Source organism: Acinetobacter sp. CAU_H_S139_7 (genome assembly GCF_058599305.1).
In genome coordinates this window covers 2,654,814-2,677,143 of sequence record NZ_CM178651.1, presented here as the reverse complement: position 1 = coordinate 2,677,143, position 22,330 = coordinate 2,654,814, and the positions used below count along the sequence as shown (strand labels likewise).

Here is a 22,330-nt window from a genome sequence, read left to right as displayed (position 1 = left end):
TCATGATTACTTGGATACAATGAAATGAAAGACAGCAAACTTTTTCAGAACTTAAGCTTAGGCCCTTATGTTTTGCAAAACCGTATTGTATTGCCACCCTTAACGCGGTCGCGCAGTAGTCAGCCAGGGAATATTCCAAATGAATTAATGGCAACCTATTATCAACAGCGTGCCGGTGCAGGATTTATGGTCACCGAAGGTACGCAAATCGAGCCCCGTGGTCAAGGCTATGCTTGGACGCCCGGTATTTACAGCTCTGAACAGATTGCTGGATGGCGTAAAGTGACGGAAGCAGTGCATGCTAAAGGAGGCATTATTTTTGCACAACTTTGGCATGTTGGGCGTGTTTCACATACATCTTTGCAACCCGATCATGCATCACCAGTCGCGCCCTCGGCTATTAGGGCTGATAGTAATGTTAAAGTCTTTATTGAGACCGGGCCCAATGCAGGGGCCTTGGCTGATCCTTCCATGCCACGTGCTTTAAGCAATGCAGAAGTTAAAGAATTAGTGCAACTCTATGCTCAAGCAGCGCGTAATGCATTGGCTGCTGGTTTTGATGGGGTTGAAATTCATTGTGCAAATGGTTATTTGGTAAATCAATTTATCTCTGCACATAGTAACCACCGTGAAGATGAATATGGTGGATCATTAAACAATCGTTTGCGTTTTTTACGTGAAGTAGTAGAGGCAGTTGCTGAGGTGGTTGGTGCAGATCGTTTAGGAGTGCGTTTTGCCCCGCTATTTGAAAGTACAGAGGAAGATCGTGTTTACATGGGGTTGGTTGAAGATGATCCACATGCGACTTATATTGAAGCCATAAAAATACTTGAAGAAGTTGGGATTGCCTATTTATCGATTGCAGAAGCTGATTGGGATAATGCACCAGAACTTCCTCATGATTTTCGTAGAGATGTCAGAGACACTTTCAGTGGTCGGATTATTTATGCAGGTCGATATACGGCAGAAAGAGGGACTCGAATTTTAGAGGCAGGACTGGCCGATTTAATTGCATTTGGACGCCCATTTATTGCGAATCCAGATTTACCCGATCGCATCGCCAATGGCTGGCCATTGAATGCAGTAGATGCAAGCACTATGTATGGTGGGACGGAAAAAGGCTATATTGATTATCCAGCTTACGCAGATTAATATTGACTAAGTGAGTTATTTTGCCAACCTTTGTGGTTGGCAAAATAAGGACTTAGGATTGCTGTTGCCAGCATAACTTCTTCTTAAAACAAATTCTTAAAATTTTTTAGCTGTGTAATGAGCCAACCTGCCAGTGGGAAAGAAATTAGTTGCGTTACTGGCACTAATACTATGACTTCAATCAACACCATCATCGGGAAACTTTGATGCTCAGTAATTGGCTTTAATAAAGTGAGTACCAGTAATAGTGTGGGATATAAGCCTAAATAACCAACTAAAATACGAGTCATGAGGCCTTTAGAAGGAGAATTCATTGTGCGCTATACTCATGGATTGTAAATTGATCTAATAGCAACACAATAATAGGTAATCATTGGACTGCTATCATGAATTATTAATTATGTAGTTGATATTTAATTTTTATGAATCTTCACTTTTTAATAGAAATTTAGTTGCTCTCAGAGCTTGATGTAATGGTGTTTTATCTTTTTGCAACTTACTCAGTAATGCTGCACCTAACCACATTTGGTAAAGTACTTGTGCCAACGTCGAGGCCTCAGTATCTGCTTGGATAGACTGATCCTGTTTACCCAAATCAATTAAACCAGCAATACGTTCGATTACATCATCGACGCCAGCGGACATAATGGAGCGCATATCTTCAGATAGATCGGCAACTTCTGCGGCAAGTTTCACAATTAAACAGCTATCCGCCCAACCACACTGTGTTTCAGGATCTTCTATCCATAAATTAAAATACTCAATCAGCTTTTGATAAGGGGATTTATCGCTACGCCATACATCATTTAAACGGACTTGATAATTATCTACATAATGCTGTACCAATTCACATCCGAAAGCTTCCTTGGATTGGAAATAATGATAAAACGAGCCTTTGGGGATCTCACAGCTCTGTAAAATTTCCTGTAATCCTACACCGGTAAAACCTTTATGCAAAATCAGGTCTGAACTGGTGTTAAGAATGTGTAAGCGCTTCGCTTCAGACTTTTTAATAGGAGTAGGCTTCATATTAATTATTTACTCTATTGTAAAAAAATAGACCAGTCGTATTGTTTTTTATTATAACTCATCTACAATGGATGTAAAGAAATTTTAATCATAATTTTGATTGTGAAGAGAAATACTTTTAAATAAAACATGGAGTTATATGTGTGAGAACAGTTATTAATCAACGCATCGTTTTAGCTAAACGGCCAGTGGGTGAGCCAAAACACAGCGATTTTCGTATTGAGCAAGTTGAGCTCAATGAACTTAAACAAGGCGAGATATTGTTAAAAACCATTTACTTGTCACTCGATCCTTATATGCGTGGTCGCATGAGTGATGCTCCTTCATATGCAGCACCGGTTGAAATTGGCGAAGTGATGGTCGGTGGAACAGTCAGTCAAGTGGTGGCCTCTAAAAACCCAAAATTCAAAGAAGGTGAGTGGGTTCTTTCTGGAAATGGTTGGCAGGGCTACGCAATTTCTGATGGGACTGCATGTCAAAGCTTAGGTATGCAGCCTGAACATCCATCTTGGGCATTGGGTATTTTGGGGATGCCGGGCTTTACTGCTTATATGGGGTTGTTGGACATTGGTCAGCCTAAAGCCGATGAAACTTTGGTAGTTGCTGCGGCAACTGGTCCAGTAGGTGCTACGGTTGGACAGATTGGGAAAATTAAAGGCTGTCGCGTGGTTGGTGTCGCAGGCGGGGCTGAAAAATGCCGTTATGCAGTAGAACAACTCGGCTTCGATGCTTGTATTAATCACCATGATGAAAATTTTGCAGAGCAATTACAACAAGCAGTTCCCAACGGTATTGATATTTATTATGAGAATGTGGGGGGTAAAGTGTTTGATGCAGTCTGGCCATTGCTTAACTCTGCGGCACGTGTACCGGTGTGTGGTGTGGTTTCCCAGTATAACGCCACCGAACAGGCACAAGGGCCAGACCGTTTACCAGGCTTTATTTCTACCCTTTTAAGAAAGCGTATTCGCATGCAAGGCTTTATTATTTTTGATGATTATGGAAGTCAGTATCCGCAATTTAATCAGCAAATGTCTGAATGGTTGAAAGAAGGAAAAATCAAATATAAAGAGCATATGGTGCAAGGCTTGGATAACACGATCAATGCTTTCAATGGTATGTTGAAAGGCGAAAACTTTGGCAAAGTGGTTGTAAAACTTTAAAAAAATAGGAATTATCATGATTACACTACATCATTTAGATCAATCACGTTCTTTTCGCATTTTGTGGTTACTTGAAGAAATCAAGCAGCCCTATGAGCTGAAACGCTATTATCGTGACTCAAGCACGCATTTGGCCCCTGAATCTTTAAAAACCATCCATCCTTTAGGGAAATCTCCAGTATTGGAATGGGATGGCAAAGTTATTGCAGAGTCAGGCGCAATCGTTGAGTTATTAATTCAGAAACTTGCGCCGCATTTAGCACCAGATATGGATGAACCTACCTATGTCGATTATCTACAGTGGATTCATTTCTCAGAAAGCTCTGCCATGCTGCCATTTTTGTTAAAAACGTTTAATACGATAGAAACCAAGCAGGGCACGAAGTTGGTATTTCTAGAAAATTATACTCAAGTTGAGTTCGATAAAGTATTTGGCCATTTAAATGAATATTTAAAAGATAAAGAATTTCTAGTGGCAGACCGTTTAACCGGTGCTGACTTTATGATGGGCTTTGGACTACATGCTTTAGTTTATCATATGGGACAAGGTGAAAATTATCCCCATATCCAACGTTATGTAGCAGGTTTAAGCCAACTACCTAGCTGGCAAGCCGCAGTACAAATTGAACAAAATGGTGTGAAAGGACAAAAATAGCAAGATTGATTTTTTAAAGGCAATTTAGAAAAAGAATCGTGATTGTCAAGTACAGCTAGTTATAAAATAAGCTGACACTTATTTAAATTAAACGCCTAATGAATTTCATCGGGCGTTCTCTATTTTAAAGATAAGGAATTACCACTATTTAAGGGCTTTGTTGCACAAACCTATCTCTAAAGGCTTATTCCACAATATAATTCTCAAATGAATAAGCCCACACCTAAAATCTATCGTACAACCAATTGGTCTTCTTATAACAGTGCATTAATAAATCGAGGAAATCTCTCAATTTGGCTTGATCCCAAGACGCAATGGTACGCTCAACCCAAAGGTAAACATGGTCGAAATCAAACTTATTCAGATACAGCCATCCAATGCTGTTTAATGATCAAATCCTTATTTCGTCTTTCTTTACGCATGGTCACTGGCTTTGTGCAAAGTCTCATTCATCTTTGTAGATTAGATTGGACAGCACCGGATTATTCAACCATTTGTAGAAGACAAAAGCATATTGATATTGCAATTAACTATCAAAAAAGCAGTAATGGTCTCCAGCTACTCGTCGATTCTACTGGCTTAAAGTTTCTAGGCGAAGGTGAATGGAAGCGTAAGAAACACCAACCTGAATATCGTCGCCAATGGCGTAAACTTCATATTGGTATAGATGCTGAAACCCTTCAAATACGCGCTATTCAACTCACTACAAATAATGTGAGTGATTCACAAGTGCTTGGTGATTTACTCGATCAGATTCCACAAGATGAGCAGATTGACTCTGTCTATACTGATGGGGCTTATGACACCAAGCAATGCCGTCAAGTAATTGCAGACCGACAAGCACATGCGGTGATTCCGCCAAGAAAAAATGCGAAACCTTGGAAAGATACAAAGACCAGCTCGCTAGAGCGAAATGAATTACTTCGAACAGTTAAACGTTTAGGGAGAACAATATGGAAAAATTGGTCAGGCTATCATCGCAGAAGTCTGATAGAAACCAAGATGCATTGCATCAAATTATTAGGCGATAAACTCCGTGCGAGAAACTTTCAAAGCCAAGTCAATGAGATTCATGCACGTGTGGCCGTATTAAATAAATTTACAGATTTAGGCCGACCTCACACCCAAGTTGCCACTTAAATTTAGATAACTTGGAAGAAGTTTAGCTTTTGAATGTTTGTGCAACAAAGCCGTTTGAATGAGAAAATTTCTCGTAGGAGGCTGCTCATGCAATTGGATAAATTTGATTTCGCTTTATTGGAGCATCTGCAAAAAGATTGCTTAACACCACTTCGAGAATTGGCAGATTTAGTGCATTTATCAACGGCCTCAGTACAACGTCGCATTCAAAAATTAAGAGACAGTGGCTATATTATTGGTAATACCGCGGTGCTTGATCCAGACAAATTGGGACAAGTGATTACAATTTTTGTCGAGGTTCGCGTCAACCAAACCCACGTGACAGACCTCGACGAGTTGAAAGCAAGTTTTTTCAATTCCTGAAATACAGCAGTCCTATTACGTAACAGGTGAGGCGGATTTTATGTTGGTACTCTTGGTGCCAAGTATGAGTCGGTTTCAAGCCTTATGTGATCAGCTTTTTCATCATAATGCTAATGTGCAATGGTTTAAAACCACCGTTGTGTTAGAACGGATCAAAACAACTTTAGAGGTGTCGTGTCAGCCATAACTTTTATTCTCCTTTCTAGATTCCACCTTATATTCAATGGCTAAAGGGGCTGCTTGAAATAGGAAAAGAGAAAAGTAGTTTCTGAATTTTTAGGCACTCAAAATAACGCCATGAGGGGATTGGCTTCTATTTAAATAGCGAATTTATTTTCTAATTTTGATGGCTTTGTACCCGTAAAACTTGAGAAGGAGGCACGCTGTTATAGTTTTTTCAAGCCTTACTGTAGCTACTCATTCACACCAAACTAGCTGAAAATTTGACTCAAGAAGGGATCACAATCTTGATGGTGGCGTAATGTTTATAACACAGCAACTAAATACAATTTCTGAATTGGTTGAGGGGCAGGGTCTTTCAGACCAACTGCAACATCTACTTGCGCAGCAGTATTTAAACTTAGAAGCGACTTTGCTGCGTGCTAAAGTTTTACGTGATTTTTCAAGCGCTAAAGTTCAGTATATTGTGCAGTCTGCCATTCAAGCAGAACACGCGGAGGTCGCATTTTTATTTGCGCCTTTTATCTTGGCAAATTTGAACCATCCTGTGATTTATAGCAGCCCTGCAACGCCAACCGTACTCAATATCCTCAATCGTTACTATCAAGCAGAGCAAAAACAAAACCTAAAAATAGATGATATGCTTGAGGCTCTCAATGTTTATTTAGATTTGAGTGATAGCGTATTTAATGATGTCGATTTTTTCTATTTTTCATTGATCAAAGCACTATGTCGAACTGATGTCTCTCAGATTTTTTTGGTGACATCATTAGCGCTCAATACACAAAAACTTGCGGAGCTGGAACAGTTTTTTAAAGTCAAAATTAATTATATTTCTACCCATCCACAAGATGCCATCATCGACAGTAGGGAATGGAATATGCGGAAATTGTTCTTTAAAAACAAAGATCAGCAATATATCGATTTATGTGAAAAATTCGCCACATTGAATGCGCAGTTACTGTTGAGTTATGGCAGTTATAACCAGCAGCAAGCGATTCAGCTAGTTGAAGATATGTTCTATGCCGAGCATATTTATGAAAAGTTATCGGTCTATGCCGAGTATATGCAGACCTGTCTACAACATGGCGTGTCCCGAAAGCAGGCGACTTTTTTTGCCTAATTTACGTTTTTAATGCGCCATTCAAAACAGCTTTTCTTTCATATTGATGCATATACCTAGGTCATCCCCATGTTTTTATATACAGACTTTGATCAAAATTTATTAAATGAACGTGTCGCACAGTTTCGCGACCAAACCCAGCGTTATTTAGAGGGAAAACTGACTGAAGAAGAATATCGTCCCTTACGCTTACAAAATGGTTTATATGTTCAACGCTATGCTCCAATGCTACGTTTGGCAGTGCCTTATGGCTTAATGAACTCAGCACAACTGCGGAAGGTGGCTGAGGTTGCACAGAAGTATGACCGTGGTTATGCGCATATTTCTACGCGTCAAAATATTCAATTGAATTGGCCGCAACTTGAAGATGTTCCTGATATTTTGCAGGAACTCGCTACGGTACACATACATTCTATTCAGACCAGTGGCAACTGTATTCGAAACACCACCACAGACCAGTATGCAGGTGTAGTTGCAGGGGAGCTCAAAGACCCACGTCCCACCTGTGAACTAATTCGCCAGTGGAGTACTTTCCATCCAGAGTTTTCATTCCTTCCGCGTAAATTTAAAATTGCGGTCTGTGCACACCCTGAACAAGACCGTGCTGCCACAACTTTCCATGATGTTGGTGTTTATCTGGTGGAAAATGAAGCGGGGGAGTTGGGTTATCAAATTAAAGTCGGCGGCGGTCTTGGACGCACCCCTTTAGCGGGACATGTCATTAAGCCATTTTTAGCCCGTGAAGATTTAATTGCCTATTTAGATGCCATCATGCGCGTATATAACTTGCATGGTCGCCGTGATAATAAATACAAAGCGCGTATTAAAATTTTAGTGAAAGCCCTCACTCCAGCGGGCTTTGCGGAAAAAGTGGAAGCTGAGTTTGCACATACTCAAACACTGCTCAAAGTTCAGCCCAGTGTTTTAGCGCAAATGGATGCAGTATTTCGACCATTTGCCTATGAACCTTTAGATGCGGAAAATTTTGAGGCTTTGTTCCAACAGTATCCGAAGTTTAAACACTGGTTCAATATCAATACCCATGCACATAAAGTCGCGGGCTACCGCATCGTTACGATCAGCTTAAAACGGGCGGGTGTAGCACCGGGGGATATGACTTCCGATGAAATGCGTTTAATTTCAGATTTGGCTGACCAATATACCTTTGGTGAGCTGCGAACCACGCATGAGCAAAATATTGCCTTAACTGACGTACGCCAAAAGGATCTGTTTGAACTGTGGCAAGTCTTAGATCGTGGCAATTTGGCTCGTGCGCATATTGGCTTTCTGACTGACATGATTTGCTGTCCGGGTGGCGACTTTTGCTCCTTGGCAAATGCCAAATCCATTCCGGTGTATGAAGCAATTGCTCGCCGTTTTGATGATTTGGATGCTTTATATCATTTAGGCAAGCTTGATCTGAACATTTCAGGCTGTATGAATGCGTGTGGACACCACCATGTCGGCAATATTGGCATTCTAGGTGTCGATAAAAAAGGCGCTGAATATTACCAAATTAGTTTAGGCGGTAACTCAGATCATGATGCATCCATCGGTGATATTTTAGGACCATCATTTCCTGCAGAAGATATTCCCGATGTGCTCGAAGAAATTCTAAATACTTATCTGGATCTACGTTTAGCACATGAATCTTTTTTAGAAACTTACAAACGTGTTTCGATCCAGCCGTTTAAAGCGCGGGCATATGCGGACATAAATTGAGATGTTGCATGACCGAACTCGGCTGAAGAAGTTAAAAACTGCGAGCTACCAAATCATGACCATTTTGGCCGTTTGGAGCTGTGCTTATGTCTTACAAAAGTTGTTGAATTTGCCTGTGGCATCAGGGGTGTTAGGTTTTTTTCTGCTGTTGTTCTTACTTGAAATGAAGTGGTTGAAATTAGCCTACGTTGAACGCGGTGCAGATCTGTTACTGGCGGAACTGCTGCTGTTTTTCATTCCGCCTGTGGTCGGTGTGATTCAATATCAGGATTTATTGATCACCAGTGGTTGGAAAATTCTGCTAGTGATTTTAATCAGCACCGCTTTAGTGATGATGGTTTCTGTATATAGCGTGCGGTTGTTGTTAAAGCAGCCAGAGCTAAATCAAGAACCAAAACTGGAAGATCAGAATGACTGAATTCTGGGGAATTTTTTACTTGGTTTGGACCGTGCTGTGCTATTTCATGGCAAAGAGGCTCTTTGTTCGAACACAAAAAATCTATTTATCCCCCATTATTGTTGTTCCTAGCTTGAGCATCGTACTGATCTTTCTTTTACAGCATCAGTTCCAAGACTATTACTTTTATACCCAATATTTGGTGGCCATGCTCGGTCCAATCACAGTGGCTTTTGCTATTCCTGTTTTTCGTTATCGCCGCATGATTCAGCAACATTTTAAAGTGTTGCTCTTCAGTTCTAGCCTCGCCATGTTGGTGGGTATTTTCAGCAGTTGGTTTTTGGCGAGCCTATTGGATTTTGATGACATCGTTAAAAATAGCCTGTTGGCGCGTTCCATTTCGATTCCTTTCGCTTTGGTGCTTACCGAAAAAGTGGGGGGCTCTATCAGCCTGATTCCGCTATTTACCGTGATTACAGGTTTGGTCGGTATGTTGTTGGGAGACCTCCTCTTGCTTTGGATCAAATATAAAAATCACTTTGCTTCAGGCGCAGCACTGGGTAATGCCGCACATGCTATGGGCATAGTTCGGGCAAGACAGCGGCATGAATTGGAAGGCGTCATTGCCAGTCTCTCGATGATTATTTCAGGAATCATTATGGTGCTATTTGCCCCATCGCTGATTGCAGTGACGAAGTATTTACTTGGCTTTATATCGTTTTAAATCAATAAGGAATCGAATATGAATCCTATGTCACATGCAAAGGCACTCTTAAACCCCAAAAGTTATCTCGCGGCCTTTGTCTTTATAGGTCTTATGGTGGCGGCTGCCTATGGACTGAATGATCGTGAAATTATTCTGCCTGAAATAGCGGCGATGGCCGTTGGACTATGGGTCTATCGAGATAAACAGTGGCTGAATCAGCCAGATAAAATTTTTATTTTACCGAGTCTGACTGCTGTTATCGGGTTCTGTATTAACTTAATGCCAATTTCATATTTGTTCAAACTGGTTTTGGTTCTCTGTGCTATGTTGCTCATGATGCGGATGTTTAACTATATATTACCGCCCGCACTGGCCACGGGTTTCTTGCCGATTGTGACCCAAGCCTATGAAATATCGTTTTTGATTTCGATTTTTGCCACTAGTTTTATCCTAATGTTGGGCGTTGTGTTCTTTAAACTGCACCAAGGCATAGAAAGAAAAGGCAATTTTGATCGACGAAAAATAGGTGTATATGCCAGTATTACTTTAATTGGTTTTGCACTCGCCGCTATTTTCAAGATTGAAGCGATGGCACTGATTCCGCCGATTACAGTGGTGGTCTATGAATCATTAAATATGATGATGTATTCGTTGAAAATGTATCTTAAGCAGGTTGCTGTGTTGACACTGTCGATTTCAATGGCCGTGTTTATGCAGTTGTGGATTCAAGATTGGATCTTGCTCACCCTCATATATATGCCCTTGATGTTTCTTTTGCTCAAGCTCTTTGATATGCGCATTCCTGCGGTATATGCCTTTCCATTTTTGGTTTTTGTCTTTCCACAAGACAGTGTGATGCATTTACCTGTTGCATCCGGCCTGATGGCTGGCTTTTCACTTGGCTGTGTCTATATCTATCGCACCTATTTTCAGAATATGAGTGCTGAGAAATCCTATACCTAGCTTGAGAGAAATGACATGATCAGATCTGATCATGTCATTTTATCTCTGGGATGGTGATATTTGCAGTGTGAGGGAGTGGGTCTCTTCAAATAAAAAGATGCTTTAAATCAGTTTGGATTTAAAGCATTCAACTTTTACTCAAAGGCTTCTGGGTAAATACATTGGATCAAGGCATCTAAGGCATTTTGAATACGTTCATTGATTTCAAATGAACAATTGATTCGAATATGATGTGGGACATTGTCCGTTTGATAAAATAATGAGCCGGGCGCAATGCTGATATTTTTCTCTAAGAGCTGCTCATAAATTAAATTGCCATTGATCTGCTCAGGCAAGGTAATCCATAAAAAATAGCCCGATGGATAATAATGAATTTGATAATCTTCAGACAAATGTTCAGATAAATAAGTGTAATACTGATTTTTGAGGCGCTTTAAGGTGGTGCGTAAGGTTTTTAAGTGCTTTTCATAGTGTCGATGAGATAAATAATCGACCAAAGCATTTTGAATAAACGAGTTGACGGAAAGCGTGCTCATCAGCTGTAGATGCTGAATATGCTCTGAAAACTTACCCGCATAGACCCAACCAATCCGAAAACCCGCACCTAAAGTTTTTGAAAAAGAAGAGCAGTGTAAAACCAAATTTTTCTGATCAAAGTATTTCATCGACAGCGGTTTTTTATGATCAAAATAAAGCTCTTCATACACATCGTCTTCAATTAAATAAATATCGCGTTCGTGCAGTAGCTTTGCCAGTTGGTATTTGATGTCATCACTGACCGTAAAACCAATAGGGTTGTGACTGTTGAGCATCAGCAAACAGACTTTAATTGGATAACGTTCAATTGCATCTTTAAACGCCTCAAGGTCAATACCATGTTCTTCATGTTCAGGAATACTAATGACTTTCAAACCCAGATGTTCAGCCGCTTGCCAAGCGCCATAAAATATTGTTTTTTGGAGTAAAATGTAGTCGCCGGGTTGGGTCATGGCTTGTAAGGAGAGGTTTAAAGCATCCAAACCGCCCGAAGTAATTACGATATCGGACGGGTCTGTTGGGATCCCTTGCATGCAGTAGCGCTGCGCAATCAGTTTTCGCAGTTCAAAGTTCCCCGGAGGTAAACTTGGCATCTGTTCATAACTGAGACGGTGTTTGGCACGTTGTCCCAACGTTTGCATCAGCTTGGCAGAGTAGAGTAGTTGACTATTGGGAAAGGCAATGCCAAAGGGAACCATTTTTTCAGATTGGATCGATTTTAAGTATCTGAAAATTTTAGAGTTGATTTCAATTTTTTCGTTGAGGATGACACTATTGGAGTTGTTTTCTGAGCGCGCATCGCCTGTCACAAAGTAACCGAGTTTTTCTTGTGAATAAATCAGCCCTTGCGCTTCGAGTTCTTGATAGGCATTCATCACCGTCATTAAGCTAAAACCCGATGTTTCAGCTTGTTGACGGAGTGAAGGTAGTTTATCGTTGGCTTTCCAAAAACCACTTTCAATCAAATGTTTCAGGCTGAGCGCAAGTTTTTCTGATTTATACATATGGGTTCGCTGCAATTAAAAGGCACAGGACATGTATTGAAAGTCCCGTGCCTAATTCATAAAAAAAGTTTGGCTGGCTTTAGTAAGCAAAACTCAGCAACAGCTTAAAGAAACCCGCAATCAGTGCGAGAGAAATAAAGCCAAAGCACCACAATAAAATAAACCATAATCGTGGGCTGAGTCGATCAACAAATTTTTTCATGTCTATCTCCTCAATTAATGATAACCCTGATCCCCTATACGTACTTTGTCACGGAACACCCAATAGGACAAGAAGGTATAGGCAATGATGATTGGAATTAAAATTGCAGCTCCCACCAAAGTAAACTTCAAACTTGACTCAGGTGCAGCGGCCTGCCAAATAGTGACCGATGGCGGAATAATATTGGGCCATAAGCTGATGACGAAGCCAGTAAAAGCCAAAAAGACTAAGGCCAAAGTATAGATAAATGGTTTTAGTTCATACTGCTTTTTGCACGCAGATAGAATCACGCCAACAAACAGTAAGACTAAAATTGGCACTGGGCTAAAATAGTATAGATTCGGCAGAGAGAACCAACGCTGTGCAATTTCAGGATGGGTCAGCGGCGTATATAAACTCACGGCACCGAAGATAATGAGTAAAGCAATAATCAGCCGAGGCATGAGATGAAACATCCGTTGCTGTATCTCTTTTTCGGTTTTCCAAATGAGCCAGCCACAGCCTAAAGTGGCATACATCACCACGACACCTAGACCGGTAAAACATGTAAATGGCGTGAACCAGTCCCATCCACCACCGCTGTAAATACCATTGGTGGTCTGAATACCTTGGATATAAGCCCCTAAAATCACGCCTTGGAAAAAGCTCGATAAGATAGAGCCCCAGATAAACGCGAGATCCCAGAGGTATTTGGTGCGCGTGGCTTTGAAGCGAAACTCGAACGCTACGCCGCGGAAAATCAAGGCAACCACCATAAAGATAATGGGTAAATACAGTGCCGATAAAACGGTTGAATAGACCAAAGGAAATGCAGCGAATAAGCCAGCACCACCCAGGACCATCCATGTTTCATTACCGTCCCAAACGGGCGCGACGGTATTCATCATCACATCACGTTCTTGCGTTCCGTTCATAAAGGGAAACAGAATGCCAATGCCTAAGTCGAAACCATCCATAACCACATAGATGAGTACCCCGAGCCCGATGATACCAACCCAAACCAAAGCGAGATCAATCATGTGGTTTCTCCTTACTATTTTGAGCAGAAGGATCAGTGGTATCGATAGATTCTTCAACAGCACTGAGTGGACGTAAAGGGGTTTTAAAATGCCCCGGACCAGTATCTTGCACGGCATCTAAAGGCGTAGAAAAAGCAGGGCCTAATTTGATCAAGCGCAGCATGTAGTAAATTCCCGCGCCAAAGACGACGGTATAGACCAGAACAAAAATAATCAGGCTCAAGCCGACTTGATCTGCGGTGACTGTATGCGATAAACCGTCTTTAGTCCGAATGACGCCATACACGACCCAAGGCTGACGGCCAACTTCTGTAGTGACCCAACCTGCTAGGAGCGCGATATAACCTGTAGGTCCCATAATGATGGCAAATTTATGAAACCAACTGCTTTCGTATAGAGAGCCTTTTTTACGTAGCCACAGTGCTGTTAATGAGAGTAAAACCATTAACATGCCCAAGCCGACCATGACTCGGAAACTCCAAAACACAATCAGTGCATTCGGACGGTCTTCAGCTGCGAAGTCTTTTAAACCAGTGACCTGACCCTCTAGGGAATGCGTCAGAATCAAACTGCCCAGATTGGGAATACCAATCTCAAAATCATTCGACTCTGTTTCCATATTCGGTAAAGCGAACAGTAATAAAGGCATGCCATGATCACGATTGGTTTCCCAATGACCCTCAATGGCTGCCAATTTTGCAGGTTGATGTTTTAAGGTATTTAAACCGTGGTTGTCCCCAATCACAACTTGTAGGCAAGACGTGACCAGTACCATCCATAAACCCATAGAAAAAGACTTTTTCACCAACTCATCACGACGACCTTTCAGTAAATGCCATGCGGCGGTGCCAACCACCAAAAGTGATGAGACTAGGAAGGCCGCTGCTGCCATATGGGCAAATCGGTAGGGGAAGGATGGGTTAAACACAATTGCCCACCAATCTGTGGGGACAATAATGCCATTTTCGATGGGCTTTGTTGCACAAAGATTGGAAATGCAAAGCGCCCCTAATTGAGCTAAATTTAAGGCGTAACTTGGGTAAGTGGTCGACCTAATTCCGTAAATCTGTTAAGGACTGCTACACGTGCATGGATTTCATTCACTTGGCTATCAAAACTCCTTGCACTGAGTTTATCTCCTAATAATTTGATGCAATGCATCTTAGTTTCAACCAAACTTCGCCGATGATAGCCTGACCATTTTTTCCATAGTGTCCTGCCTAAACGTTTAATTGTTCGAAGTAATTCATTTCGCTCTAGCGAGCTACTCTTTGTATCTTTCCATTGTTTCGCATTTTTTCTAGGTGGAATCACCGCATGCCCTTGCCGATCTGCAATGACCTGACGGCATTGCTTGGTGTCATAAGCTCCATCGGTATAAACAGAGTCAATCCGCTCATCTTGTGGAATCTGATTAAGTAAATCACCAAGCACCTGTGAATCACTGACATTATTGGTTGTAAGCTGAACTGCTCGTATTTGTAGGGTTTTAGCATCTATACCAATATGAAGTTTACGCCATTGGCGACGATATTCAGGTCCATGTTTCTTGCGTTTCCATTCGCCCTCACCTAGAAACTTCATGCCTGTAGAGTCCATGAGTAGATGCAGCCCATCGCTACTTTTTTGGTAGCTGATTACAATATCAATATGCTTTTGTCTTCTACAAAGCGTGGTGTAATCTGGAGCTATCCAATTTAATCCGCAAAGTTTAATCAGACTTTGCACAAAGCCAGTGACCATACGTAAAGACAGACGGAATAAGGATTTAATCATTAAGCAGCATTGGATGGCTGCGTCGGAGTAGGTTTGATTTCGCCCTTGTTTGCCTTTTGATGGCGCATACCATTGCGTAGCAGGATCAAACCAAATGGCAATATTTCCGCGACTCATGAGTGCTCGGTTATATGCGGGCCAATTGGTTGTGCGGTAGATTTTGTGTGTAGGCTTCTTCATTTGAAAATTATATCGCTGAAAAACCCTTTACAGATAGGTTTGTGCAACAAAGCCGGTGAAATCTATAAACGTAGCTCGGCAAACTCTTGGGCGGCAATGTCCTACGACCCGCAAATGAACACGGTGTTTTTACCGATGGGGAGTTCGTCAGTCGATGTCTGGGGCGGAAATCGTCAACCTGTAGACCATAAGTACAATTCTTCTGTTTTGGCTTTGGATGCAACCACAGGTCAAGAAAAGTGGGTTTATCAAACCGTTCACAATGACCTCTGGGACTTCGATTTACCCATGCAGCCAAGCTTGGTCGATTTTCCAATGCAAAATGGGCAAACCAAACCTGCTGTTGTCATTGGCACCAAGTCAGGTCAGTTCTTTGTACTCGACCGTGTGACAGGCAAGCCTTTAACCAAAGTCATTGAGCAACCTGTCAAAGCTGCAGATATTCCTGATGAGCAATACAGTGCAACTCAGCCACGTTCAGTTGAAATGCCACAGATTGGCAATCAAACTTTGACTGAATCGGACATGTGGGGCGCAACGCCATTTGACCAGTTGATGTGTCGTATTAACTTTAAATCGATGCGTTATGACGGTCTCTTTACAGCACCGGGTTCTGATATATCTTTAAGTTTTCCGGGTTCGCTGGGTGGGATGAACTGGGGCAGTATCGCATTTGACCCAACGCATCGTTATATTTTTGTCAACGACATGCGCTTAGGTCTGTGGATTCAGCTGATTAAACAAACGCCTGAAGATTTAAAACTTGAAGCCAGTGGTGGAGAGAAGGTCAACACAGGTATGGGCGCAGTGCCAATGAAAGGTACACCGTATAAAGTGAATAAAAACCGCTTTATGTCGGTATTAGGTATTCCATGTCAAAAACCACCTTTCGGAACTATGACGGCAATTGATATGAAAACCCGTCAAGTGGCTTGGCAGGTGCCTTTAGGTACGGTTGAAGATACTGGTCCAATGGGCATTAAAATGGGCTTAAAAGCGCCGATTGGTATGCCAACCATTGGTGGCCCAATGGCGACTCAAGGTGGTTTAGTGTTCTTTGCTGCAACACAAGACTTCTACTTGCGTGCCTTCAATTCATCTAATGGTGAAGAGTTATGGAAAGCGCGTTTACCCGTAGGTAGCCAAGGTACACCAATGAGCTATATTTCTCCAAAAACAGGCAAGCAATATGTGGTCATTTCCGCGGGTGGGGCACGTCAGTCGCCTGATCATGGCGATTATGTGGTTGCGTATAGCTTAGCCGATTAAAACGTTTTATTGTATGGGAAGCCTGTCGAGATGATAGGCTTCCTATTTTTATGGTAATAACAAGCAAGGAAATATTGTGCGATTAACTTATTTGATGCCTGCGCCTTTTAAACAAGCCTTATTGACTGCGGTTATTTTACAATCTATGCATGCTTATGCAGAAACGACAGAATATCAACTTCCTATTATCACTGTCCAAGCGGTACATACCGATAGCGAGTTGTTATCGACTTCTGCATCTATTCAAAAAGTCCAAGCGGCTACAGTACAAAACAATGCCAATGTGAACCTATCCGAAGTTTTACAAGGGGTTGCAGGCTTACAAATTAATAACCGTGAAAACTATGCGCAAGACTTACAGATTTCGATGCGTGGCTTTGGCGCTCGTTCAACTTTTGGCGTGCGTGGCATTCGGATGTATGTCGATGGTATTCCTGCGACCATGCCTGATGGTCAAGGGCAAAGTTCCAATATTGACCTCAATAGTTTGGATCACATCGAAGTGCTGACAGGGCCATTTTCATCTTTATATGGTAACTCATCAGGTGGAACCATTTTAGCTGAGAGCAAAGAAGGACAAGGGAAAGACTCAATTCAAGTGGGTCTAAATGCAGGCAGCCATCATAAGCAACAAGCCAATATCCAATTACAAGGGGGTTCTGAACAGGCCAATCAACCCGCTTATGTGATTAGTTCCTCTTATTTTGATACCGATGGTTTTCGAGACCATAGTGCAGCACAAAAAGTACTGAATAATGCCAAACTGACGTGGAACTTAGAGGATGGCAGTAAAATCAACTGGGTTACCAACTATGTCAAAATCCATGCCGATGACCCAATGGGGTTAGAGCGTAAGGATTGGCAAGCAAACCCAAAACAAATCGCTCCTTATGTAAAAAATATGGGGTTTAACGCGCGCAAAGATATTGAACAAACTCAAACAGGTGTGACTTGGTTTAAACCGATTAATGATAAAAATGAACTCTATGCCATGGCATATTTAGGCAACCGCCAAGTCACTCAATATCAGGCAATTCCTAATGGAGCTACCTCCCAGAAGCTACCTACTCATGCCGGTGCTGTGATTGATTTCGAGCGTAATTATTATGGTGCTGATTTCCGTTGGACAGGTAAAGAATTATTACCGAATACTACATTTAGTGCTGGTATTGCATTAGACAATATGGATGAAGACCGTCAAGGCTATAATAATTTTGTAATGGTAAATGGTAAAGAATCTTATGGTGTTAAAGGTGATTTACGCCGTAATGAAAATAATACCCTGTGGAATTTAGATCCGTATGTACAAGCCTCATGGCAGTTCTTACCCACGTGGCATCTTGATACAGGCTTACGCTATAGTAATGTGCATTATGAGTCAGATGATCATTACATTGTCGCTGGCAATGGTGATGACAGTGGTTCAACGGATTATCAAAAATTATTGCCTTCTGTGGCTTTAGGCTGGGAAATTTTACCGGAACTTTATACCTATGCCAGTTATGGCAAAGGCTTTGAAACACCAACCTTTACTGAAATGGCTTATAACACTGATCCTACGAAATCGGGTATAAATTTTGCGTTAAAAGCAGCAAGTAGTGATAACTATGAGCTGGGTCTAAAGTCGCAGAATCCATTCGGGCTCTTCACTTTTGCTATTTTCCAGACAGATACAGAAAACGATATAGTGACAGCGGGAACACGTGATGGTCGTGCGACTTTTCGTAATGCAGATCAAACCACACGACAAGGTTTAGAGCTTTCATGGCAACAAACGATTTGGAAAGAACTCAACATACAATCGAGCTTTAGTTATATTGATGCTGAATTTGATAGTTATACAGCAGAAATAGCGAATCCAAAGGATTCAACGAAACCTTATGCGAAAGCCATTAATAAAGGAAATAAGATTCCCGGAATTGCCAAAAACCAAGTGTTTACCCGTATTGCATGGCAACCTGAACAGGGCTTTCAAGCTGGCTTAGAAGCACGCTATATGGATAAAATTTATGTCGATGATATCAATTCGGATACTGCGCCAAGTTATACCGTTGTAGCTGCAAATGTCGGCTACTTATGGGTAAACCGTGACTGGAAAGTAAACAGCTATGCCCGAGTCGATAACTTGTTTGACCGTAACTATGTTGGCTCAGTGATTGTGAATGACAGCAATAGTCGCTTCTTTGAACCTGCCGATGGTCGAAACTTTAGCGTTGGCATGAGTGTAACCAAAGCCTTTTAATGGAAATGGTTTGGCTAGGGAAAAATGCTGCATAGCCAAACCAGATGAATCGCGCCATGCGACTGCAAAAAACGCTTTTGTATGGCGCATAATCTATTTATGAATGGCTTTGATATTCCTGAATCACTTCCAGCGCAGCGCGGAACGCCTCTTGAGTCGCAGGTGCGCCGCAATAAGGCAAACTGTGTAAAAGGACTTCTTGAATTTCTTCAACCGTTGCACCGTTATTCAACGCACCACGAACGTGACCTTTCAGCTCAGTTGGACTTTTTTGTGCCGTCAAAAATGCAATGGTAATTAACGAGCGATATTTACGTGGTAAGACACCTTCACGTTGCCATGTTGAGCCCCAAGCATGTTCATTAATCCAGTCCTGCAAAGGTTGGGTGAAAGGTACAGTATTGTCCTGAGCACGTTTAACAAAAGATTCGCCCATGACTTCTGTGCGAACTTTTAAACCATTTTCATAATCTTGTTGTGACATGGAAACCTCTGAATGTGGAGTGCAAATATAGTAGCCGAGCGGTTTGGTTTTTCATCAGGTATTTGGGTTGAAAAGATGTGCGCGGGAGTCATCATTCGCTAAATTCGGGAGTATAAAGATACTCTTAATCAAGCTGATGATGGTTTTTATGCTTGATTCAAAGGCTATAAAGAAGTCTCTTTCTAACTGAAAATCTTTTTGATTGAGCCCAATAAGAAAGCAGCCGAAGCTGCTTTGAATGATGTCGTTTTGTACTAAGCGGCTTTAAAGTCATTGATGATGAGTTCTAATCCAGTCATTTTTTGGATTTGTTCTAGGTTCACATCGCGTGCCAGTTCAACCAGTTTTATACCTTCAGCAGTGATATCCATCACGCCTAAGTCAGTAATGATACGGCTGACAACAGCTTTACCCGTGAGTGGTAGGGTACATTGGGGCACGATTTTTGGCGTGCCATCTTTGGCGCAGTGTTCCATCAGAACCACAACTTTTTGTACACCAGAGACCAAGTCCATTGCACCGCCCATGCCTTTGACTTTTTTACCCGGAATCATCCAGTTTGCCAAGTCGCCTGTTTCAGAGACTTCCATTGCGCCTAAAATAGCAATATTGACATGACCACCCCGAATCATGGCAAAAGATTCTGAGCTTGAGAAAAATGCAGCACCTTTACGTGCGGTGACGGTTTGTTTTCCTGCATTAATCAAGTCTGCATCGACTGCATCATGGGTTGGAAACTCATCAATACCGAGCAAGCCATTTTCTGACTGTAACCAAACATTGATCCCTTCTGGCAGATAATTGGCCACTAAAGTCGGCAAGCCAATACCTAAGTTGACATAAAAACCATCTTCGAGTTCAAGGGCAGCACGCTGCGCCATTTCATTACGTGTCCAAGCCATGATTAAGCTTCCTCTGCTTTAATGGTCAGTTGTTCGATCTGCTTTTGGGGGGTGGCATTTAGCACAACACGGTTGATGTAGATACCCGGTAAATGGATGTCATCTGGATCAATTTCACCAATTTCAACCACTTGTTCAACTTCGGCAATGGTGAATTTGCCTGCCATGGCACAGTCAGGGTTAAAGTTACGTGCTGTTTTACGGAATACCAAGTTGCCCGCTTTATCAGCCTTGTAGGCTTTCACTAAAGCAATGTCCGCAGTAAGGGACATTTCTAAAATATGCGGACGACCATCAAAGTCGCGGACTTCTTTGCCTTCGGCAATGAGGGTGCCTACACCAGTTTGGGTGAAAAATGCAGGAATACCTGCGCCGCCTGAACGTAGTTTTTCTGCGAGTGTACCTTGCGGGGTGAGCTCAACTTCAAGTTCACCATTGAGATACTGACGCTCAAACTCTTTGTTTTCACCGACATAAGAGGCAATCATTTTTTTAATTTGTTTGGTTTCTAATAATTTACCTAAACCAAAGCCATCCACACCTGCATTATTCGAAATACAGGTTAAACCTGTGACACCTGTATCTTTTAAGGCATCAATTAATGCTTCTGGAATACCACAGAGGCCAAAACCACCCACGGCAACGGTTTGATTATTGGCAACCACATCAGCCAATGCTTCGGCTGCATTTGCGACGACTTTATTCATCTTTTATTTCCTGATCTTCCTTGCTTGTTATTTTTTTAGCATTGCGCTGCACTTTTTAGAAATTGAATCTTTCTAACGTATAATAAGAAAAACTCATTAATGCAGAATATTTACGAAGAAAAATAGATAAAAGAATAGCCAAAGCTATGCAAATAATCGTACTGCTTATTTTGAACTATCAAGGTTTAGCTTCAGTTTCGCTTAGAGAAGGGGGAGAGAACTTAGCTTAGAAATGATGCCAAAGTGTGGTTTCAATAAATTGAGACGACATGTTAGACAGTTCATAATCTTTCTTATAAATAATGCCCACCGCGAGTTGCGCTTGGTTGTCCTCAATTTCAACCAACACATTTTTTTCAAGGTCGATGAATTTTTGGAAATGTCGTGGAATAGCACTGACGCCCATGCCGTAGGCGACAAAGTGTGAAAGGGAACTGATCTGGTGGCATTCGACTTTTAAATCCAACACCACTTGATGCGCAGCACAGTGTTCCTCAATCACATGGCGAATAATCGAGGGGTTTTGTAAGGTCACAAATGGACAAGAGCAGAGTTCAAGCCATGTCACGCTTTTTTGTTTGGCTAAGACGTGGTGTTTGGGCAAGAGAGCTAAAAAATCTTCATTGAATATAGGCTGAAAAATCAGTTGGTCATTGGCCTTGGGTTCAAAACAAATGCCAATCTCAAAAATGCCTTCTTGAACCTTTTCAATGATTTTTTCATTGGTGATGTCATGGATTGAAAAACTGATGTTGGGGTGCTGCTGTGCAAAATCATGCATCACTTCGGGGAGTACCGCATGAGTGGCGAAGGGCATTGAGGCAATATTTAAAGTGCCACGGTTGAGTTTAAAGCGCTGTTTGACATCTTTTTCCATATCCTCCCAGTTGGCCAAGAGCTTTTTGGCATAGGGAATGAGGGACTGACCTTCAAGGGTGATTTCTACCCGACGCGTGTTGCGTTTAAACAGTTTTCCACCGAGTTCTTCTTCTAATGTTTTAATACTTAAGCTGAGAGCGGATTGGCTCAGACACAGTTCATTGGCTGCATTGGCATAATTAAGCGTACGTGCAAGGACCAAAAAGGCTTTTAATTGTTTGAGTGTCATGAGCTTCCCTGAGCAATGATGCAACACGATGTTGAATGAAAATGAACGTGTTGTTCTCAAATGGTTTACATGAAAAATACAACAGACGGTCAAAACAGATCAAGTGATGGAAGTGGATGCATTTTTATCAAGTCGTCAAAGAAGTATAAGTCGAAGAGCATGATAGTCTGTAAAAATATGTTTTAACTGAATGAAAAATATAAAAAATAGTCATTTCGTGCGATTGTGAAATTTTACCTTTAACTTGATGCAATTAGTTTTATCAGTCTTACTAGGGTTTGGATATTAATCAATTTTTCTTCTTACT

At 41.6% G+C, this 22,330-nt stretch carries 20 protein-coding genes and 3 pseudogenes; 12 read left to right on the top strand and 11 right to left on the bottom strand.

Annotated elements, in window-relative coordinates; genetic code table 11:
* Positions 1 to 24: 24 nt before the first annotated feature.
* A complete protein-coding gene (locus AC4MC0_RS13085; protein ID WP_336000457.1) occupies positions 25 to 1,152 on the top strand; it encodes an alkene reductase in 1,128 nt (375 codons plus the stop codon).
* Positions 1,153 to 1,235: 83 nt separating this feature from the next.
* Here the strand turns inward: AC4MC0_RS13085 and AC4MC0_RS13080 are convergent, their stop codons facing one another.
* Both AC4MC0_RS13080 and AC4MC0_RS13075 read right to left on the bottom strand, forming a co-directional pair.
* Positions 1,236 to 1,466, bottom strand: coding sequence for a hypothetical protein (locus tag AC4MC0_RS13080; protein WP_005400049.1), 231 nt, complete (start codon positions 1,464 to 1,466; stop codon positions 1,236 to 1,238).
* Between the two features lie 106 nt (positions 1,467 to 1,572).
* A complete protein-coding gene (locus AC4MC0_RS13075; protein ID WP_114837648.1) occupies positions 1,573 to 2,181 on the bottom strand; it encodes a TetR/AcrR family transcriptional regulator in 609 nt (202 codons plus the stop codon).
* Positions 2,182 to 2,324: 143 nt separating this feature from the next.
* On the opposite strand from AC4MC0_RS13075, the gene curA reads away from it, so the two are divergent.
* From curA to AC4MC0_RS13030, 9 genes and pseudogenes are all read left to right on the top strand, one after another.
* Positions 2,325 to 3,344, top strand: a complete 1,020-nt coding sequence (gene curA, locus AC4MC0_RS13070; RefSeq protein ID WP_336000461.1) for an NADPH-dependent curcumin/dihydrocurcumin reductase — start codon at positions 2,325 to 2,327, stop codon at positions 3,342 to 3,344.
* Positions 3,345 to 3,360: 16 nt separating this feature from the next.
* Positions 3,361 to 3,999, top strand: coding sequence for a glutathione S-transferase family protein (locus AC4MC0_RS13065; RefSeq protein WP_336000463.1), 639 nt, complete (start codon positions 3,361 to 3,363; stop codon positions 3,997 to 3,999).
* A gap of 207 nt (positions 4,000 to 4,206) precedes the next feature.
* Positions 4,207 to 5,139 (top strand): IS5-like element ISAha1 family transposase, encoded by a 933-nt coding sequence (locus tag AC4MC0_RS13060; protein ID WP_336000917.1) that lies wholly within the window; start codon positions 4,207 to 4,209, stop codon positions 5,137 to 5,139.
* An 87-nt stretch (positions 5,140 to 5,226) separates the two neighbouring features.
* Positions 5,227 to 5,689, top strand: a pseudogene (locus tag AC4MC0_RS13055) (Lrp/AsnC family transcriptional regulator).
* 294 nt (positions 5,690 to 5,983) lie between these two features.
* Complete coding sequence (locus tag AC4MC0_RS13050; RefSeq protein WP_336000759.1) at positions 5,984 to 6,805, top strand: hypothetical protein; 822 nt, start codon at positions 5,984 to 5,986, stop codon at positions 6,803 to 6,805.
* Between the two features lie 69 nt (positions 6,806 to 6,874).
* Positions 6,875 to 8,527 carry a nitrite/sulfite reductase gene (locus AC4MC0_RS13045; protein ID WP_336000762.1) on the top strand — a complete coding sequence of 551 codons (1,653 nt, stop codon included), beginning with the start codon at positions 6,875 to 6,877 and terminating at the stop codon, positions 8,525 to 8,527.
* A gap of 1 nt (position 8,528) precedes the next feature.
* Positions 8,529 to 8,945, top strand: a complete 417-nt coding sequence (locus tag AC4MC0_RS13040) for a CidA/LrgA family protein (protein WP_078426046.1) — start codon at positions 8,529 to 8,531, stop codon at positions 8,943 to 8,945.
* Complete coding sequence (locus tag AC4MC0_RS13035) at positions 8,938 to 9,648, top strand: LrgB family protein (RefSeq protein WP_078426045.1); 711 nt, start codon at positions 8,938 to 8,940, stop codon at positions 9,646 to 9,648. Before AC4MC0_RS13040 ends, AC4MC0_RS13035 begins: the two co-directional genes overlap by 8 nt.
* A gap of 18 nt (positions 9,649 to 9,666) precedes the next feature.
* Positions 9,667 to 10,593 carry a hypothetical protein gene (locus AC4MC0_RS13030; RefSeq protein ID WP_078426044.1) on the top strand — a complete coding sequence of 309 codons (927 nt, stop codon included), beginning with the start codon at positions 9,667 to 9,669 and terminating at the stop codon, positions 10,591 to 10,593.
* Between the two features lie 134 nt (positions 10,594 to 10,727).
* Here the strand turns inward: AC4MC0_RS13030 and AC4MC0_RS13025 are convergent, their stop codons facing one another.
* The 5 genes and pseudogenes from AC4MC0_RS13025 to AC4MC0_RS13005 form a co-directional block, all read right to left on the bottom strand.
* Entirely contained in the window at positions 10,728 to 12,134 is a 1,407-nt protein-coding gene (locus tag AC4MC0_RS13025; protein ID WP_491887122.1) for an aminotransferase-like domain-containing protein, read from the bottom strand.
* 79 nt (positions 12,135 to 12,213) lie between these two features.
* Complete coding sequence (locus AC4MC0_RS13020; RefSeq protein WP_004694789.1) at positions 12,214 to 12,336, bottom strand: hypothetical protein; 123 nt, start codon at positions 12,334 to 12,336, stop codon at positions 12,214 to 12,216.
* 14 nt (positions 12,337 to 12,350) lie between these two features.
* The gene (cydB, locus tag AC4MC0_RS13015; RefSeq protein WP_491887121.1) at positions 12,351 to 13,355 is read right to left on the bottom strand and encodes a cytochrome d ubiquinol oxidase subunit II; all 1,005 of its coding nucleotides are present in this window, start codon (positions 13,353 to 13,355) and stop codon (positions 12,351 to 12,353) included.
* Positions 13,348 to 14,325 (bottom strand): annotated as a pseudogene (locus tag AC4MC0_RS13010) (cytochrome ubiquinol oxidase subunit I); the annotation flags it as partial. The gene cydB and the pseudogene AC4MC0_RS13010, both read right to left, overlap by 8 nt.
* 53 nt (positions 14,326 to 14,378) lie before the next feature.
* Positions 14,379 to 15,311, bottom strand: a complete 933-nt coding sequence (locus AC4MC0_RS13005) for an IS5 family transposase (protein WP_114392660.1) — start codon at positions 15,309 to 15,311, stop codon at positions 14,379 to 14,381.
* A 48-nt stretch (positions 15,312 to 15,359) separates the two neighbouring features.
* On the opposite strand from AC4MC0_RS13005, the pseudogene AC4MC0_RS13000 reads away from it, so the two are divergent.
* Positions 15,360 to 16,580: pseudogene (locus AC4MC0_RS13000) on the top strand (outer membrane protein assembly factor BamB family protein); the annotation flags it as partial.
* A gap of 76 nt (positions 16,581 to 16,656) precedes the next feature.
* Complete coding sequence (locus tag AC4MC0_RS12995) at positions 16,657 to 18,822, top strand: TonB-dependent receptor domain-containing protein (RefSeq protein WP_418655280.1); 2,166 nt, start codon at positions 16,657 to 16,659, stop codon at positions 18,820 to 18,822.
* A gap of 97 nt (positions 18,823 to 18,919) precedes the next feature.
* Here AC4MC0_RS12995 and AC4MC0_RS12990 read toward each other — a convergent pair whose 3' ends face one another.
* The 4 genes from AC4MC0_RS12990 to AC4MC0_RS12975 form a co-directional block, all read right to left on the bottom strand.
* Positions 18,920 to 19,306, bottom strand: coding sequence for a carboxymuconolactone decarboxylase family protein (locus AC4MC0_RS12990; protein WP_058869076.1), 387 nt, complete (start codon positions 19,304 to 19,306; stop codon positions 18,920 to 18,922).
* A 254-nt stretch (positions 19,307 to 19,560) separates the two neighbouring features.
* On the bottom strand, positions 19,561 to 20,208 hold the full coding sequence (locus AC4MC0_RS12985) for a CoA transferase subunit B (RefSeq protein WP_279044107.1): 648 nt from the start codon (positions 20,206 to 20,208) through the stop codon (positions 19,561 to 19,563).
* A 2-nt stretch (positions 20,209 to 20,210) separates the two neighbouring features.
* On the bottom strand, positions 20,211 to 20,915 hold the full coding sequence (locus AC4MC0_RS12980; RefSeq protein WP_336000573.1) for a CoA transferase subunit A: 705 nt from the start codon (positions 20,913 to 20,915) through the stop codon (positions 20,211 to 20,213).
* Between the two features lie 226 nt (positions 20,916 to 21,141).
* On the bottom strand, positions 21,142 to 22,023 hold the full coding sequence (locus AC4MC0_RS12975) for a LysR family transcriptional regulator (RefSeq protein WP_218288130.1): 882 nt from the start codon (positions 22,021 to 22,023) through the stop codon (positions 21,142 to 21,144).
* Positions 22,024 to 22,330 lie beyond the last annotated feature (307 nt).